This window comes from Vibrio sp. KMM 9700 (assembly GCF_058545285.1).
Window position 1 is genome coordinate 255148 of the sequence record NZ_CM178590.1, and the last position, 16100, is coordinate 271247.

Annotated in this window: 15 protein-coding genes; 6 read left to right on the top strand and 9 right to left on the bottom strand. The window is 42.7% G+C overall.

From position 1 onward, the window contains the following. Positions 1 to 14: 14 nt before the first annotated feature. The 6 genes from bglB to kduD all read right to left on the bottom strand — a co-directional run bounded on the left by bglB (position 15) and on the right by kduD (position 5900). Complete coding sequence (bglB, locus tag AC2VOY_RS12440) at positions 15 to 1163, bottom strand: beta-galactosidase BglB (protein WP_491833927.1); 1149 nt, start codon at positions 1161 to 1163, stop codon at positions 15 to 17. A 14-nt stretch (positions 1164 to 1177) separates the two neighbouring features. Continuing rightward, positions 1178 to 2485: a TRAP transporter large permease gene (locus AC2VOY_RS12445; protein WP_491833928.1), complete on the bottom strand. Its 1308-nt coding sequence runs from the start codon at positions 2483 to 2485 to the stop codon at positions 1178 to 1180. Then, entirely contained in the window at positions 2485 to 3021 is a 537-nt protein-coding gene (locus AC2VOY_RS12450) for a TRAP transporter small permease (protein WP_491833929.1), read from the bottom strand. Before AC2VOY_RS12450 ends, AC2VOY_RS12445 begins: the two co-directional genes overlap by 1 nt. A 69-nt stretch (positions 3022 to 3090) precedes the next feature. Beyond that, positions 3091 to 4092: a TRAP transporter substrate-binding protein gene (locus AC2VOY_RS12455; RefSeq protein WP_491833930.1), complete on the bottom strand. Its 1002-nt coding sequence runs from the start codon at positions 4090 to 4092 to the stop codon at positions 3091 to 3093. Between the two features lie 346 nt (positions 4093 to 4438). Continuing rightward, entirely contained in the window at positions 4439 to 5077 is a 639-nt protein-coding gene (locus AC2VOY_RS12460; RefSeq protein ID WP_491833931.1) for an RpiB/LacA/LacB family sugar-phosphate isomerase, read from the bottom strand. 61 nt (positions 5078 to 5138) lie between these two features. Continuing rightward, positions 5139 to 5900: a 2-dehydro-3-deoxy-D-gluconate 5-dehydrogenase KduD gene (kduD, locus tag AC2VOY_RS12465; RefSeq protein ID WP_491833932.1), complete on the bottom strand. Its 762-nt coding sequence runs from the start codon at positions 5898 to 5900 to the stop codon at positions 5139 to 5141. Positions 5901 to 6277: 377 nt separating this feature from the next. Between kduD and kdgK the strand changes: the two genes are divergently transcribed. Beyond that, positions 6278 to 7210, top strand: a complete 933-nt coding sequence (gene kdgK, locus AC2VOY_RS12470) for a 2-dehydro-3-deoxygluconokinase (RefSeq protein ID WP_491833933.1) — start codon at positions 6278 to 6280, stop codon at positions 7208 to 7210. A gap of 151 nt (positions 7211 to 7361) precedes the next feature. Next, complete coding sequence (locus AC2VOY_RS12475) at positions 7362 to 7985, top strand: bifunctional 4-hydroxy-2-oxoglutarate aldolase/2-dehydro-3-deoxy-phosphogluconate aldolase (RefSeq protein ID WP_491833934.1); 624 nt, start codon at positions 7362 to 7364, stop codon at positions 7983 to 7985. A gap of 110 nt (positions 7986 to 8095) precedes the next feature. Here AC2VOY_RS12475 and aroQ read toward each other — a convergent pair whose 3' ends face one another. Further along, positions 8096 to 8542 carry a type II 3-dehydroquinate dehydratase gene (gene aroQ, locus AC2VOY_RS12480; protein ID WP_491833935.1) on the bottom strand — a complete coding sequence of 149 codons (447 nt, stop codon included), beginning with the start codon at positions 8540 to 8542 and terminating at the stop codon, positions 8096 to 8098. 194 nt (positions 8543 to 8736) lie between these two features. Here aroQ and AC2VOY_RS12485 point away from each other — a divergent pair, with 194 nt between their 5' ends. Both AC2VOY_RS12485 and AC2VOY_RS12490 read left to right on the top strand, forming a co-directional pair. Beyond that, positions 8737 to 9681 (top strand): SPFH domain-containing protein, encoded by a 945-nt coding sequence (locus AC2VOY_RS12485; protein ID WP_491833936.1) that lies wholly within the window; start codon positions 8737 to 8739, stop codon positions 9679 to 9681. A 146-nt stretch (positions 9682 to 9827) separates the two neighbouring features. Further along, positions 9828 to 10274 (top strand): NfeD family protein, encoded by a 447-nt coding sequence (locus AC2VOY_RS12490; protein WP_491833937.1) that lies wholly within the window; start codon positions 9828 to 9830, stop codon positions 10272 to 10274. A 90-nt stretch (positions 10275 to 10364) separates the two neighbouring features. Here the strand turns inward: AC2VOY_RS12490 and AC2VOY_RS12495 are convergent, their stop codons facing one another. Continuing rightward, positions 10365 to 10877 (bottom strand): hypothetical protein, encoded by a 513-nt coding sequence (locus tag AC2VOY_RS12495; protein ID WP_491833938.1) that lies wholly within the window; start codon positions 10875 to 10877, stop codon positions 10365 to 10367. Between the two features lie 133 nt (positions 10878 to 11010). Continuing rightward, positions 11011 to 12210, bottom strand: a complete 1200-nt coding sequence (locus AC2VOY_RS12500; protein WP_491833939.1) for an NnrS family protein — start codon at positions 12208 to 12210, stop codon at positions 11011 to 11013. A gap of 246 nt (positions 12211 to 12456) precedes the next feature. On the opposite strand from AC2VOY_RS12500, the gene norR reads away from it, so the two are divergent. Both norR and hcp read left to right on the top strand, forming a co-directional pair. Next, the gene (gene norR, locus AC2VOY_RS12505) at positions 12457 to 14163 is read left to right on the top strand and encodes a nitric oxide reductase transcriptional regulator NorR (protein WP_491834133.1); all 1707 of its coding nucleotides are present in this window, start codon (positions 12457 to 12459) and stop codon (positions 14161 to 14163) included. A 200-nt stretch (positions 14164 to 14363) separates the two neighbouring features. Next, positions 14364 to 16025 (top strand): hydroxylamine reductase, encoded by a 1662-nt coding sequence (gene hcp, locus AC2VOY_RS12510; protein WP_491833940.1) that lies wholly within the window; start codon positions 14364 to 14366, stop codon positions 16023 to 16025. Positions 16026 to 16100 lie beyond the last annotated feature (75 nt).

Below are 16100 nucleotides of genomic sequence, written 5' to 3' on the forward strand. Positions count from 1 at the left end.
TATTCATCGCAAGCTTACAGATAAGTGCGTAAGTATTCAGATAAGCACAAGATCGCCATCGCTTGACCATAAGGCATTGAAGTTAATGGGATATTACGATAATAATCTAAATCCTCGCCCATCGCTGTACCAAAGGATACATTGGTCAACTCACCATCTTGGTTAATATAATCAGCCAAAATACGATCCACAGCTTTGTGCGCCATTTGGGCATATTTCTCATCAATATAACGCAGGCGAACAGCTTTTAGGATCCCGTAAGCAAAACCAGCACTGGCTGATGTTTCAACATAAGAGTTCTCATCATCAAGCAAAGTACACCACAAACCATTGGCTTGTTGACTGGCAGCTAGCGCTTCAACCTGACGCCCCAACGTGTGGATCAAGTGACGGCGATATGCATCGTGTGCTGGCAGATCGAGCAATTCAAGAAAATCAGGGATCACAATAGTTACCCAGCTGTTGCCACGCGCCCAACGAGCATTGGCAAAATTATGCTTGCCGTCAAATGTCCAACCGTGGAACCAAGTGCCAGACTCGCGATCCATCAAATATTGAATATGATTTAGGAACTGGAATTTCGCTTCTTCAACATATTCAGGGCGATCAAGCAGGAGGCCAATTTTAGTCAGCGGCATAACGCTCATCATTAAAGTGTCATCCCACATTTGTTGAGTATTTTCGCTATTATAAACAATGTGTTGAATACCACCTGAAGCCGTGCGAGGCATCTGATACATCACATAATCTGCCCAAGTTTCAAGGTATGGAACTAACGACTGATCGCCAGTTTCTTCATAACGATACGCAAGGGTTAAAAATGGGCAGACTGTATTCACATTTTTTGTGGCTTGCTCTTCACTAAAGCGGTCTTTAAACCAGTCATCAATAATTTGCACAACTTCTTTATCATTGGTTTGCTGATAATACTTATACATACCATATAAACCGATGCCATGAGTCCACTCCCAACCGGCCCAACCCTTGGTATCAATCACACGACCATCATCAAGGTGTAATAAAAACTCACCTGTTTCATCTTGAATATTCACTAAATTATCAATCAGACGCTTAATATTATCGACCACTTCACTACGTGGGTGTGGACGCTCAATACATGCGAGTAGTTTGCTATGCTTCACGGGAAAAACTGTCGGTGTCATAATATTTTGTCCTTTTACAATACGCCAAGTAATCTTGGTAAAAATAGAGTTAATTCAGGGATATAAGTAATTGCGAAGAGCACTAGAATAATCGCAATATAAAATGGGATCAGCGGTTTGACTAAGCTTTCAACCTTCACTTGGCCAACACTTGCGCCAACGTATAAGCCGCTGCCAACTGGGGGCGTAATCGTGCCAATCGCAAGGTTAAACACCATCAAGACGCCAAAGTGAACCGGATCCACGCCAATTTGAGTGACGATTGGTAGCAAAATTGGCGTAAAAATCAAGATCGCAGGGCCGATATCCATAAAGGCGCCAACGACAAGTAAGAAAATGGTCACGGCAAGCATGATCACCGCTGGGCTCTCTGAAATGCCGAGTATCATGGCGCTTAATGCAGCAGGAATGCCTGTCATCGCCATTGCAAATGACATTGCTGATGAAGTGGCAAGTAAGAACATGATCACCCCACTCATCACAAAGGTTTGCATTAAAATACGCGGTAAATCATTTAGTTGAATCGTACGGTAAAGCCCAAGGGTTAAGACTAAGGTGTAAATCACAGCCACTGCTGAGGCTTCCACCGCAGTAAAAATACCTTGCACTATGCCGCCAACAATAATCACGACGAGCAGCAAACTTGGCACCGCATCTTTGGTGACTTTCCACGCCATACCTTTTTGTAATTTAAAGAAAGTCTGATAATTATTCTTCTTGGCAATAAAATAGGTAATGATCATGCAGCCAAGGCCCCATAAACTCCCTGCTACAAAGCCGCCTGCAAAAAGCGCTGCAATCGAAGTGCCGCCACTAGCCAGTGCATATAAGATAAAAGCGGTTGTCGGTGGGATCAGCATGCCTGTTGGCGCTGAAGCTATGTTAACCGCAGACGCAAACTCACGGCTGTAACCCTCTTTGGCGCTCATTGGGATCATCACCCCACCAATTGAGGTGGACGCAGCAATCGCGGAGCCAGACACTGCGCCAAACATCATGTTGCCCGCAATATTGGTGTAAGAAAGCGAACCCGGTACGCGGCCTGTAAAAATCTTGGCAAAGTTCACCAAGCGCGTCGCAATGCCGCCGTTGTTCATGATCACCCCCGCGAGGATGAAAAATGGTACAGCTAAAAGCGCAAAGCTGTCTAAGCTTGAGAACATTTTTTGCGCCGTGGTAAACATGGCAATATCAAATGGCAGCACCAGCATAATGGTGCAAGTCGAGGCAATCACAATACACAAGCCAATAGGTGTCCCCATTGCAAGTAATAAGGCAAAAATGCCGACTAACATACCAGAAGCTAAGATTGGATCAGGCATTAGAGTGCTCCTTCTTCTGATTGAGAATTATCTTCTGTTGGTGCCATCGACGGTGACTTTTTAATTTCTCTATCTTGTTTAATATCAATAATATTCAATACAGAGTAAATAATGATGAGCACGCCAGAGATAGGCAGCACGTAGTACACCACTCCCATAGAAAGCTGCAAGACAGGTGAAACTTGCGTCATGGCATTGCCTGAGATTTTTAAGCCGCCAATGATGAGGACATAAATAGCAAATAGGATAAACACCACTTGCAAAATAATGTTCCATGTCTTCACGAATCGCTGTGGCGCTTTGTCTAAAAATAGGGTTAAGTTGATATGCTCACGCTTTCCAGCGACATAAGCCATACCAATCACAGACACCCAAACTAATGAAAAACGTAAAAACTCTTCCGAAAATGTACTCGGCGCGTTAAAGACATAACGGCTAATTACCTGCCAGCATGCAACGATAACCATAAGTATCATCGCGCTGCAGCCAAAAACCCCGATGACTTTATCGAGCCACCACCTAATTTTTGTAGTCATAAGATCACCTTGTGATTTATTTTAATTTTGTTTCACGGTGCAAGACGAGCTTGCGAACTTGGATAAAATTCATTCATCAGCGGCTTGGTTGGCCATCTCTATTTGTTGGTAGATTTGATACACGTCTGGCTTGGCTTTGAGCGACTCATAAATAGGTGCAACCGCTTGTTTAAATGGGCTTTGATCAACTTGAGTAAACTCAACATTAAATTGCGAAACCGCTAGCTCTCGGGTTTTTGCCATCTCGGCTTGCCACGCTTTTTTCTCGACGTCGATTGATTCTTTAATCGCATCCAATAAGGCTTGATATTGCTCCTCAGTTAATTTTCGCTTGGTCATGGTGCTTAAAATGACAATATCCGGTATGCGTGTATGCATATCATAAGAATAATAACGCGCCACCTCCCCATGACGGGCAATCGTTAGTGCAAATTCATTATTCTCTGCGCCATCAATAATGCCTTGTTGTAAAGAGGTATACACTTCCGCTTGACCCATCGCAATGGGCGCTGCGCCGAGTAGTTTGAGGGTTTTAATCGAGGTCTCACTTTGCATCACACGGATTTTTTTACCTTTTAGATCCGCTAGCGTTTTGATAGGAGCTTTTGCCATATAAAAGCTACGTGCGCCCGAGTCGTACCAACCTGCACCGATATAACCTTGAGCACGAGTGGCTTCATAGATAGGCGTCATAATTTTTGGATCATCCATCACGCGATAAAACGTCGCCTCATCTTTAAACATATAAGGCAAAGAAAACACGCCATAATAAGGAGAGAAGCTTTCTAGCAAACCAGAAGATACTTTGGTAATGTCAATCGCGCCAACTTGCGTCATTTCAACTAATTCACGCTCACCGCCCAGTTGTCCATCTGGAAAGTATTGCACCACAACCTCGCCATTGGTTTTTTCTTCCACGGCTTTACCTATGTACTTCAAGGCATCTTTTACAGGTTGGCTATTTTCAGCATAAGCAAGACGTAAAACAGTTTGCGCTTGAGCAGGAGCAAGCATCGTCATGGAGACACTACAGGCTATACCTATAGCTTTTAAAAGTGAGGTGAGTTTCATGGTATCTTCCTTAGTCTGTAACTAAAATTTGGATTTTTAAAGTCAGCCTATTGTCAGCACTCAACTGCCCTTCGTGTTCAGGGCTATTGTTATGACATTATTGTGTCTTTTATATGCCTTATTGACCTTTAAAATTCCGCCAAATGAGTGATTCACTTGTCGTGTTTTTCAAGCTCAGCGAACCAAGATCACATTTTTGTTACTGCCTATTTCATGCTTAAAATTAACTTTATTTTTAACGAAAAATAAGAATCACAGACATAAAAAAATGCCAGCCTAAAACTAAGCTGACATTCACTTTAAAGCCCCTTACTTATGCAAGTTAGCTAAGTACTTTTATCTCAAATTAAGCCAATACAGACTCAACATAGGCTTTAATTTCAGCATCTTGACAGTTTTCAAAGAAACACGCTTGGAAGCGCTCGCCTGTCACTGCTGTTTTGACTAACTCTTGATCAATGGCACGTAGCGTATCAAGGTAGCTATCTTTGTTTACCGCAGCTTTAACTTGGCTCAAGATGCCAGCATTTTGCACTTGTGGCGCTTTACGCTCAACTGGATAACCTTCACCACGAGGGCCTGTGAATGCTTTTTCAAAGATATAACGTGCGTTAAGCTCTGCCGCCCAACCAAAACCTTTCGCAAACGCCAAAGATAATGCATTGCCATTATTGATTTGGTTAAATAGGAAAGCATCTGATGGATCAAGGCAATAACCACATGCCACACCTGGGTGAAGGTTAAGTGACATCATAGCGCCTTGGCCTGTCCCACAACCTGCGACGACAAAATCAACCGCTTTTGAGTTTAAAAGGATACTTGCTTGAATACCTAGGTGGATATAAGTCAAGTGGTGATCGTTTTCATCACTCATGCCAACGTTCGCAACAGTATGACCAAGCGGCTCAACAACCGTTTTAAGCTCATTTAGAATCGTTGCGTTTTTACCCGCTTGGCTGTTTTCCATCATTAGTGCAATTTTCATTTGCGTCTCCAGTAAATTTTTGTCTGATATAAGATCTTGTATAATATAGTTAAACTTTAAATTAACGTGCTAACCAACCACCGTCTACAGCAACAGTGTAGCCATTAATATACGAGGCTGCATCCGATGCTAGGAACACACATGGGCCTGCTACATCTTCTGGTGTGCCCCAACGATCTGCTGGAATGCGCTCTAAGATCGCTGCATTACGCTCTTCATCTGCGCGCAGTGCTTGGGTGTTATTGGTTGCCATATACCCTGGTGCAATCGCATTCACATTGATATTGTGTTTTGCCCACTCATTTGCCATCGCACGGGTGATGCCCATTACTGCGCTTTTTGATGCCGTGTAAGATGGTACGCGGATCCCACCTTGGAAAGACAGCATTGATGCAATATTAATAATTTTACCGCCAGTGCCCTGTGCGATAAATTGTTTTGCCGCTGCTTGCGCCATAAAGAAAACTGTTTTTGAGTTAATGTTCATCACATCATCCCAGTTTTGCTCGCTAAATTCGATCGCATCTTCACGGCGGATAATCCCTGCATTGTTGACAAGAATATCGATTTTACCGAATTCGGCGACCGCTTTTTCGATGATCATTGGGATGTCATCTTGTTTTAATAAGTTTGCACGCACATCTAAAAATGTATGACCACCTGCATTCATTTTTTCAATTGTCTCACTTGGCTCCACATAGTTCACACCAACCACACGGCAACCTGCTTGGGCTAAACCTAATGCCATACCTTGGCCTAGGCCCGTATCACAACCTGTTACTATCGCGACTTTACCTTGAAGATCAAAAGAGTTGAGGATCATATCTATTCCTTAGCTTTGTTTTAAGTGCCTGAATTAATAATGTGATTCAATGTTTACCAACAAGAAGAAACATTGTCATCACTTACATGCCTATTATATAAGCGCAAAATAAATCAGAATTCAAGTATTTTTGAAATAACGTTTCATTTTTGTTTTATGCGTCGATATTTTTGGCATAATGTAATACAATTGAAACTACTTAGATTTGATCTGAGTCCCTTGTGTGTGATTTCTCTCTCAAAAAACCATACAAGAAAAGAAAAAACATTTTGATGTGATCTAGATCACACTTAATCGGAGTTAAATTTTAATTTGCTTTGCGAAAAAATAATACACCGTATATATTGTAATAAAATTTCATAAAGGAATAAATTCAGATGAAAGCAAAAACAATCGCAGTCATCGGCGAATGTATGGTTGAGTTGCAAAAAGCAGCCGATCTGTATCGTCAAAGCTTCGGTGGTGACACTCTAAACACTGCACTTTACCTATCACGCCTAACCAATGTTGAGGGTGTTGAAACCTCTTATTTCACAGCATTAGGTAAAGATTCTTTCAGCCGCCAAATGCTTGACGCATGGCAAAGTGAAAAGATTAATACTGAGCATGTACATATTTCTGAAACGAAATTGCCTGGTATGTATGCGATTGAAACAGATGACACTGGTGAGCGTACTTTCTTCTACTGGCGCAGTGATGCGGCCGCTAAATTCTGGTTACGTGATTTCACGACGACAGAAGTTGTTGAGAAACTGTCTAAACATGAGCTTATTTATCTAAGTGGCATCAGCCTTGCGATCCTTCCAAGCGATTGCTTAGATAAGCTATTTGATGTGCTAAAACAATGTAAAGACAAAGGCTGCCAAGTTGCATTTGATAACAACTTCCGCCCTGCGCTTTGGTCTTCAATTGAAGCGGCGCAAGATGCTTATGAGCGCATGCTTAAACTAACGGATATTGCTTTCTTAACTTTTGATGATGAAGTAATGCTTTATCAGGATAAGCACGAAGAAGAAGCTATCGCACGTACACAAAAGTTTGGTGTTGAGCACATCATCATCAAGCGTGGTGAAAAACCTTGTTTTGTGATCACTCAAGGCGAGCAAGTTGAAGTGGCGGCGAACAAGATTGACAATGTTGTGGACACCACAGCTGCTGGGGATTCATTCAGCGCTGGTTACCTTGCTGCTTATGTTACAGGTCAAACCCCTGAAAACTGTGCAAAAATGGGTCATAGCCTAGCTGGCACAGTGATCCAATATCCTGGCGCAATTATTCCAAGTGAAGCAATGCCTTCGCTTAACAGCTAAAAGCAGATTCTATTTTATACCAACTTGAGCTTTCGAGTTGGTATTTGTATGTATAATTAGCTTTATGTAATAAAATTACGGTTTAAACTTATCTGTTATTCATTTGCTTCAAAATAATGGAAGTAATGCTAACAATTCAAAGGAAATTTAAATGTCTACGTTAAACGACAAACTAAAAGCGATCCGTGTTGTTCCTGTTATCGCTATCAATGATGCAAACAAAGCAGTAAAACTTGCACAAGTTCTTATTGAAAATGGCCTACCATGTGCAGAAGTTACTTTCCGTACTGCTGACGCGGTTCAAGCGATCAAAAACATGCGTGAAGCATACCCTGAAATGCTAATCGGTGCGGGCACAGTGCTAACTACTGCGCAAGTTGATGATGCAATCAACTCTGGCTGTGACTTCGTAGTAAGCCCTGGCTTCAACCCAACAACTGTTCGTTACTGCCAACAGCGTGACATCGCTATCGTCCCTGGCGTAAACAGCCCAAGCCTAGTTGAGCAAGCAATGGAAATGGGTCTTGATACACTTAAGTTCTTCCCTGCTGAGCCTTCAGGCGGCGTGAACATGCTGAAAGCACTTTCTGCTGTTTACCCAGTTAAATTTATGCCAACTGGTGGCGTAAACCCTAAAAATGTTAACGACTACCTAGGTCTATCAAGCGTTCTTGCTTGTGGTGGTACTTGGATGGTTCCAAACGATCTTATCGATAACGAAAAATGGGATGAGCTTGCAGCGCTAGTAAAAGAAGTTGCAAACATCATTGGTTAATATTCTTGGCTTGAGACAGCCTAATTGCGCTGTTTAATCCTAGCTAGATATTACATTAAAGCCGTTACTAAAGATTTTAGTAACGGCTTTTTTATATAAAAATAAAAGGCTTACACATCATCTAGTAAAACTCGAAGCGCCATTTTATAGCCTTTCACGCCAAATCCAATCAGAGTGCCATTGGCAACTGGTGACACATAAGAATGATGGCGAAAAGCTTCTCTGGCATGCACATTAGTAATATGTACTTCGATAACAGGAACTTTTGTACCGGCAATCGCATCATGCAAAGCAACTGAGGTATGGGTATAAGCCCCCGGATTAAATACGATTCCTAAGCACTCGCCTTTTTCAAAAGCAAAGTGCGCTTGATGAATCGCATCGACCAATGCGCCTTCATGATTTGACTGTAACGCTTCCAATTCAACCCCATGCGTTGCGGCGTATTCACGACACATATTCTCTACATCCGTTAATGTATCTGCGCCATATTTTTCAGGCTCACGTGTGCCGAGCAAATTTAGGTTGGGTCCATTGAGTAAGAGTATTTTCTGCATTATCCCTCCGTTGATGCGCTTACAAGACTGATCTTTTTATCTAAAAACAAATATATACATAATTTAGCACGCATTGTCTGGTGAAACACATATAAAATTAAATTATCCAAACTTTGCTTAGCTTCTAATATAAATCTCAATAATTAGTGTAAGATCATTAAATTAATCCTTATCAACTGTACAAAGGAAGTGCCATGAATGATCCCATCAGCATCTTGCTGTCCAATCTACCGATAATTTTAATCCTTGTCTTAATTATCCTGACCCTAAAAAAAGGCATCAAGTTCGTGCCGCAAAACCAAGCTTGGCTGATTGAGCGTTTTGGTAAGTATCAATCAACTAAACTGGCAGGTTTAAACTTCATTATTCCATTTATTGACCGCATTGCAGCTGAGCGCAGTCTAAAAGAGCAAGCCCAAGATGTGCCCTCTCAATCGGCAATCACCAAAGATAATATCTCGCTAATCGTTGATGGCGTCTTATATTTTCGTGTGCTTGACCCTTACAAAGCAACCTATGGCGTGGATGATTATGTCTTTGCTGTCACCCAACTCGCGCAAACCACCATGCGTTCTGAGCTAGGTAAAATGGATCTTGACCGTACTTTTGAAGAGCGTGATTTGCTCAATACGAATATCGTGAGCGCAATTAACCAAGCAGCAGAACCTTGGGGCATTCAGGTCTTACGTTATGAGATTAAAGATATTGTACCGCCAAGCTCGATTATGGAATCGATGGAAGCACAAATGAAGGCGGAGCGTGTGAAACGTGCGCAAATCCTTGAGTCTGAAGGGGATCGCCAAGCAGCAATTAATGTAGCTGAAGGTCGAAAACAAGCGCAAGTGCTTGAAGCAGAAGCAGAAAAAGCTGAGCAAATTTTACGTGCAGAGGGTGAAGCAGCGGCCATTTTAGCAGTCGCCAATGCTCAAGCCAAAGCCTTGATGGAAGTGGGTGAAGCGGCGGCAACTGAGCAAGGTCAAAAGGCTATTCAACTTGATCTTGCCACCAAAGCCATTGCGGCAAAAGAAGCGATTGCCAAAGAATCTTCGGTCGTATTACTGCCAGAAAACGGCACGGATCCATCAAGTATTGTGGCCCAAGGTATGTCGATTATTAACGCGCTAAATAAAAAGTCTTAATGACAAATCATTAGAATAATTTACAGTGTAAATACTCCAAACATCAAACGGTTATAGAGACCATAAATACGTCATGGTTGAGACTCACAAGTGAGCTTCGCCATGACGCACTTTTTATTTAGCATTCATTTTGCGCAGAGGTAGCCATGCAAAATATCACTTCTATTCTATTTTTTGTCGGTATGTTATTGCTGATCTTAGAAGTCGCGGTATTGGGTTTTAGTAGCCTAATTTTACTCTTCATCGGCGCTGCTTTTATTCTTACCGCCGCATTATTATGGCTTGGGATTTTACCTGTGAGCGTCACAGCAATAGCCTTGACCTCTGGCGCTTTGACCTTAATCTTTGCCATTTTATTATGGAAACCATTGAAAAAGCTTCAAAAAACGCCAGAAGAAAAGCCGCTTGAAAGTGATTTTTTAGAGCATGAGTTTATTTTAAGCGATGACCTCAACGAGTTTAACAAGGTGAGTCATCAATATTCAGGTATTACTTGGCAGGTCAAAAGTAGCCAAGCCATTCCTCAAGGCACCCTAGTTAAAGTTGTACGTTGTGAAGTAGGCGTATTATGGGTGGAAGTTAAAGCGTCATAACATATCGCCTAGATAAAAAAGATACAAAAAAGGGTAACAGCGCAGCCATGATGGCCTAACTACTACCCTTTTTTATTGTATGTTTAAAATTTACTGCTTCGCAAACTCAATCATACCTTTATTCACTACCATGCCGAAATAGCCTGTCTGTAGTTTTACTTTCTCGTTTAAGCTTGTGCCAGCTGGCGCTGAGCAGAAAATAAACTTAGGTGAGCCGCCACAAACGATTGCAGGATCATGCTCTGGGCCAAATAATTGATTATAGCCTTGCTCTGGCACTTCAAGCAGTTTCACTTGTTCCACGCCATTATGATCTTGTAGTGACCATTGCTTTACTGAGGCATCAATTGTCTCTTCACCGATTTTTTGAATACGGTTTTGCTCATCAGTAATCGCAACAATTTTAAGTGGTAAACGCTTTGCTTCCTGCTCGGCAGTCATTGTCACCCCTGGTGGTGCGATCTGTAAAAACGTCCCGCCAAGTGGATCATTATTTGCCGCAGCAGTCGAAGATGAGCCTGTACTTGCACACGCACTTAGCATTAGGGCTGCGCTTAAAGGTAGAAGCTTAGTTAATAATTTTTTCGACTGGGTAAATACCATGGTAGATCCTTAAAAATAAAAGTGTTCTTGCATGGTAAAGCTTCACCGCTGAAAAATAAATAATATTCATGATATTTTTGTGTAAAAAACAATGTTCTCCACACTATATATGTATGTTTTTCATGATTTAAAACTAACCAGGGTGCCCATCAACCCTTGGTTGACAAAGCATTGGTACAAAATGTCGTATGTATAAAGCTAAGCTTATAACCCAGCATAAGGCTGCAAAATCAATTAGATAAAATAATTGACTCGGTGCAAAAGCAACACCAAAACTGCGTACGATAGCTGCAATGGATAAACACAAATATGCTAGCCCCATTTTCGGCCCTTTGTATATCTCTCGCCCTGTGTGCCCCATAGTGACGCGGCAAATCATCGCAAGGATCACCCCAGCCAAAGTGCCAATGGCAAATAAATGGGTCAGCGAATGTCCGAGTAATGGATTCGTGGTCAAGCCTTTTACTAGCATGCCAAGCGGTAATGCTAAATAGCCAAGGTGTAAACTCCAAACCAAAGGCTCAGACAAACTTAAATAGCCTTTCCAGCGATATAAACGCACCAGTTGACACACGCCACCAAATACTAAAATCACCTTCACCAAGCTAACTTGAAGCGGGAAAAAGCTTAAAATAATCAATGCAAGTAAAGGCAGATTTGCCGCCCACTCGAGCCAAAAAATTGGCTGAGGTTTATCAAAGTTAAACTTACGCGCGGTGAAAAATGGGATCACACGGCCGCCCATAATCGAGATCAGCAGCATCATCCACCAAAGCATCGCCTGCCAAACACTTGAGGCAGTAAAAGGCGCAACGCCCTTGATGGTTGCATAGCTAAAAAAGTTAAAACCTATCGCTAAAAGAAAGAGTGGGATAAAAAATAAGTTACGATAGTTTTTGCTTTTCACCGCGCGCATGCCAACTTCATACGCGACCCACGCAAGAAAGAACGCCTCGACACAAGCGGTCATCCATAAAGGCACGGGCAGCCAAAATAAAATGCGTACCAAAAGCCAAATCCCAAGTAGCGCAATTAAAGGTTTAGATTTTATCCCTGGGATCCCTGTCCACGTTTGCACTGCGGTTAACACAAAACCTGCGATAATGGCAAAAGCAAAACCAAAAATCATTTCATGGGCATGCCACCACAACCCCGGTACTTGCAAGCCAAACCCCATGCTCGAGACTTGGCTCAAGGCGCCAGTTTGAAACATCCACGCCCAAAGCGGGACAATTAATAAGGCGTAGAAGCTGCCGGCAAAGAAAAAACAGCGAAATGCCAAGCGAAAAAGCGGATAAATTTTATCTTCAATGCTTTTATCTAGGATTTGCATGAAAAACTCCAGTAATGATGATCTCAATTAGTTTTAAGGCTGCGCTGAAATCATATTGAATGACTGATTAATAAACTAATCTCTATGGTTGCTATAACCTATTGCACAATTCATGCCAAAATATAAACAACTGATATTTAATGCTTTTTTATTTATAACTTGTCTGCGCCTTAAATATGATGTAAAAAACACATCAAACCAAAAATAAATGAGAGCATTATGCCGATACCGACTGTGACTACTGATATGCCTTCAACAATCAGCCAAGCTAAAGAGCCTGCTAATTTACCTAAAAAGCTTGAATCTGTGCTGCTCGATATGGCGCTAAAACTCAATGCTCAACCTCCCAGCGCCAAGCAATATCAAATTTTGCTACAAGGCTTACAACAAGTGGTCAATTTTGATGCCGCAGGTTTATTTATCTATGAAAAAAACAGCCCCAGTTCATCACAACTAACATCACAGCCAGCTAAAGATAAAAAAGTGCTGCGCCCACTAGCAACCAAAGGCTTAGCCATGGAAGTCATGGGGCGCACCTTTGACCCAACGCAGCACCCGCGCTTAGCGGCGATTTTAGACAGCGCGCATGCGGTTCAATTTGCCAGTGACTCCAAACTTGCAGACCCATTTGATGGTCTTTTAGCCCTTTCCGATCAACCTAGCTTAGGCGATCACCGTGAAATCGACGTGCATGCCTGCATGGGATGTAGTCTGCGGATTGAAGGTGAGATTATTGGCGTGCTCACCATTGACGCTGCCGATCCCGATGCTTTTTTACAATTAAAGCCGCAAACCCTTGAAACTTTTGCAGCCTTTGCCGCAGCGACGATACGTAATATTAGTTTGTTTGAAGCGTTAAAATTTGCTCACCAAAAGCAAAAAAACTGGACCAAAACCTTAATCGAACAAACCCGCAGTAAGTTTAGCACTCTGATTGGCCAAACCCCTGTGATGCAGGCATTAAAATCTAATATTAAAATGGTTGCGCCGAGTCAATATGCGGTGCTGATAAGTGGTGAAACTGGCACGGGCAAAGAGTTGGTCGCACAATCTATCTATCAGCAAAGCCTGCGCAGCGACAAGCCTATGGTGTATGTCAACTGTGCAGCCTTGCCTGAATCGATTGCCGAAAGTGAGTTATTTGGTCATGTAAAAGGCGCATTTACCGGTGCCAATTCACATCGCAGCGGTAAATTTGAACTTGCCGATGGCGGCACCATATTTTTGGATGAAATTGGTGAGTTGCCACTACTGCTGCAAGCAAAGCTATTGCGCGTGATCCAGCAAGGTGAGTTGCAACGTGTTGGATCTGATCAAAACAAACATATTGATGTGCGCATCATTGCCGCCACCAACCGAGATTTAGAACAAGAAGTCAGCGCAGGACGTTTTCGCTCCGATCTCTACCATAGATTAAATGTCTTTCCGATTTATGTGGCGCCATTGCGGGAACGTTTAGCCGATATTCCTCTTTTAGCTGGGCATATTTTAGATAAGCTCAAACCTCAACTTGGGATCAGTGACTTGTATGTCAAAGCGGCGGCGCTCACTCAAATGCAACACCAAACTTGGCCAGGAAATGTGCGTGAGCTCGAGCATAGCCTGATGCGCGCCGCATTACGCGCGATTGGTGAGCAAAGTCAAGGCATTGATATTAAACATTTTCAAGCTGACTTTCATTTAACTGATATGCAAACAGACACTGAGGCTTGCGCTCAAACAACGCCACTCAATGTGCCAAGCACAGAGCCTGAATCAAGGCAGGAACAAGGCTTAGAGTTTTACCTCGAAGATAAGTCAATGCGTGAAGCGGTGGAGTGTTTTCAAAAACAACTGATTGAAGATGCATTACGTCAATCTGGCGGCGTGTGGTCCCAAGCGGCGAAAGCCTTGAAAATGGATCGCGGAAATTTATATAAAATGGGGAAAAAACTCGGCGTACAATCCGTTTGATGTCAAAAACACATCAAGTGAAATCAAGCGTTTATATTTGATGTTCTTTTCACATCAATTCTCGTCTAAACAAATACGGCTTATAGTCAAAATTGAACACAAATCCAGTAAAATCAGTAGCATACAAACTTGGCACACTAATTGCTTAAAGGGAGTCACTATCACTGATAAATAATAAAAATACACTGGAGCAATAAATTATGTTTTGTATTCAATGCGAACAAACTATCCGCAGTCCAATGAAAGATGGCTGCGCTTACGCCGCGGGGATGTGTGGCAAAACGAGCGAAGTTTCTGACTTACAAGATGTGCTGGTTTATGCCTTACAAGGCGTTTCTTTCTGGGCAAGCCTTGCGCATGAATACAAGCTGGACACCCAAGCGGTCGATGAATGGGCGCCAATTGCCTTTTTTGCAACCTTAACCAATGTAAACTTTGATGCTGAGCGTATTTTAGCCTTTGCTCATGAAGCAGATGCGTATAAAAATAAACTCGAAGAACAAGTTCGTGCGGCTGCCCGTTTAATTAACCAAGAACTGCCTAGCATTACCCCTGCTGCGCAATTTAAACTTAGCACTGAAAAATCAGAGATCTTAAAACTTGCGCCTCTTGCAGCGGTGAATCGTGGTCAAGATGAAGTAGATGAAGATGTGATGGGCTTGCGCCTGCTTTGTCTTTATGGTCTTAAAGGCGCTGCCGCATATATGGAGCATGCGCGCGTTTTAAATCAAACTGACACTGCAATTTATAAAGAATATCATCAAATTATGAGCTTCCTTGGCGCTGATCCAACCGATCTTAATGCCCTGCTTGAAACCTCAATGCAAATTGGCATGATGAACTTTAGCGTGATGAAGATGCTCGACACTGGTGCAACTGAGACCTTCGGTCACCCTGAGCCAACTCAAGTCAACACCAAGCCGATTGCAGGCAAATGTATTCTAGTCTCAGGCCATGATCTGCATGACTTAGAAAAAATCCTTGAGCAAACCCAAGGCAAAGGAATTAACGTTTACACCCATGGTGAGATGCTGCCTGCATTGGCTTACCCTGAACTTAAAAAGTACCCTCATCTTGTGGGCAACTTTGGCAGTGCGTGGCAAAACCAACAGTCTGAATTTGCCAACTTCCCTGGCGCTGTGGTAATGACGTCAAACTGCATTATTGATCCAAATGTTGGCAAATACGCCGAGCGCATCTTTACCCGCAGCATGGTTGGCTGGCCGGGCGTGACCCACATCGAAGGTGATGACTTTAGCCAAGTTATTGATTGCGCGCTAAGTTTAGACGGTTTTGCGCACACTGAAATCGAACATATGATCACTATCGGCTTTGCCCGCAATGCGCTGATGGCTGCTGCGCCTGCTGTGATTGATGAAGTCAAAGCTGGCAACATCAAACACTTCTTCTTAGTCGGCGGTTGTGATGGCGACAAATCTGAACGTCACTACTACACAGAGTTTACTCACCAAGCACCAAAAGATAGCCTGATCTTAACCTTAGGGTGTGGCAAATACCGCTTTAACAAAGACAGCTTTGGTGAGATCAATGGCATTCCACGCCTGCTTGATGTGGGCCAATGTAATGATGCTTATTCTGCCATTGAACTGGCAATTGCCCTGTCACAAGCCTTTGAATGTGAAGTCAATGAACTGCCGCTGACACTTGTTCTTTCTTGGTTTGAACAAAAAGCGATTGTTATTTTACTGACCTTATTTGCCCTTGGGATCAAAGGCATTTATACCGGCCCAACCGCGCCAGCTTTCCTGACCGACAATCTCGTTAAAATCCTCCAAGAGAAGTTTGATTTACGTATGACGGCAAAAGCTGAAGATGATCTTGCAGAGATCTGCGCAGCCTAAGCCAGACGGGTTATCTAATTAATCGTTAAACCAAAACAAAGGGTGCGCTGAAAAATCTTGCGCCCCTTTATTTGA

Bases quoted from the DNA above. Each gene is read 5' to 3' on its own strand.
- bglB (WP_491833927.1), bottom strand. From the start codon at position 1,163: ATGACACCGACAGTTTTTCCCGTGAAGCATAGCAAACTACTCGCATGT.
- AC2VOY_RS12445 (WP_491833928.1), bottom strand. From the start codon at position 2,485: ATGCCTGATCCAATCTTAGCTTCTGGTATGTTAGTCGGCATTTTTGCC.
- AC2VOY_RS12450 (WP_491833929.1), bottom strand. From the start codon at position 3,021: ATGACTACAAAAATTAGGTGGTGGCTCGATAAAGTCATCGGGGTTTTT.
- AC2VOY_RS12455 (WP_491833930.1), bottom strand. From the start codon at position 4,092: ATGAAACTCACCTCACTTTTAAAAGCTATAGGTATAGCCTGTAGTGTC.
- AC2VOY_RS12460 (WP_491833931.1), bottom strand. From the start codon at position 5,077: ATGAAAATTGCACTAATGATGGAAAACAGCCAAGCGGGTAAAAACGCA.
- kduD (WP_491833932.1), bottom strand. From the start codon at position 5,900: ATGATCCTCAACTCTTTTGATCTTCAAGGTAAAGTCGCGATAGTAACA.
- kdgK (WP_491833933.1), top strand. From the start codon at position 6,278: ATGAAAGCAAAAACAATCGCAGTCATCGGCGAATGTATGGTTGAGTTG.
- AC2VOY_RS12475 (WP_491833934.1), top strand. From the start codon at position 7,362: ATGTCTACGTTAAACGACAAACTAAAAGCGATCCGTGTTGTTCCTGTT.
- aroQ (WP_491833935.1), bottom strand. From the start codon at position 8,542: ATGCAGAAAATACTCTTACTCAATGGACCCAACCTAAATTTGCTCGGC.
- AC2VOY_RS12485 (WP_491833936.1), top strand. From the start codon at position 8,737: ATGAATGATCCCATCAGCATCTTGCTGTCCAATCTACCGATAATTTTA.
- AC2VOY_RS12490 (WP_491833937.1), top strand. From the start codon at position 9,828: ATGCAAAATATCACTTCTATTCTATTTTTTGTCGGTATGTTATTGCTG.
- AC2VOY_RS12495 (WP_491833938.1), bottom strand. From the start codon at position 10,877: ATGGTATTTACCCAGTCGAAAAAATTATTAACTAAGCTTCTACCTTTA.
- AC2VOY_RS12500 (WP_491833939.1), bottom strand. From the start codon at position 12,210: ATGCAAATCCTAGATAAAAGCATTGAAGATAAAATTTATCCGCTTTTT.
- norR (WP_491834133.1), top strand. From the start codon at position 12,457: ATGCCTTCAACAATCAGCCAAGCTAAAGAGCCTGCTAATTTACCTAAA.
- hcp (WP_491833940.1), top strand. From the start codon at position 14,364: ATGTTTTGTATTCAATGCGAACAAACTATCCGCAGTCCAATGAAAGAT.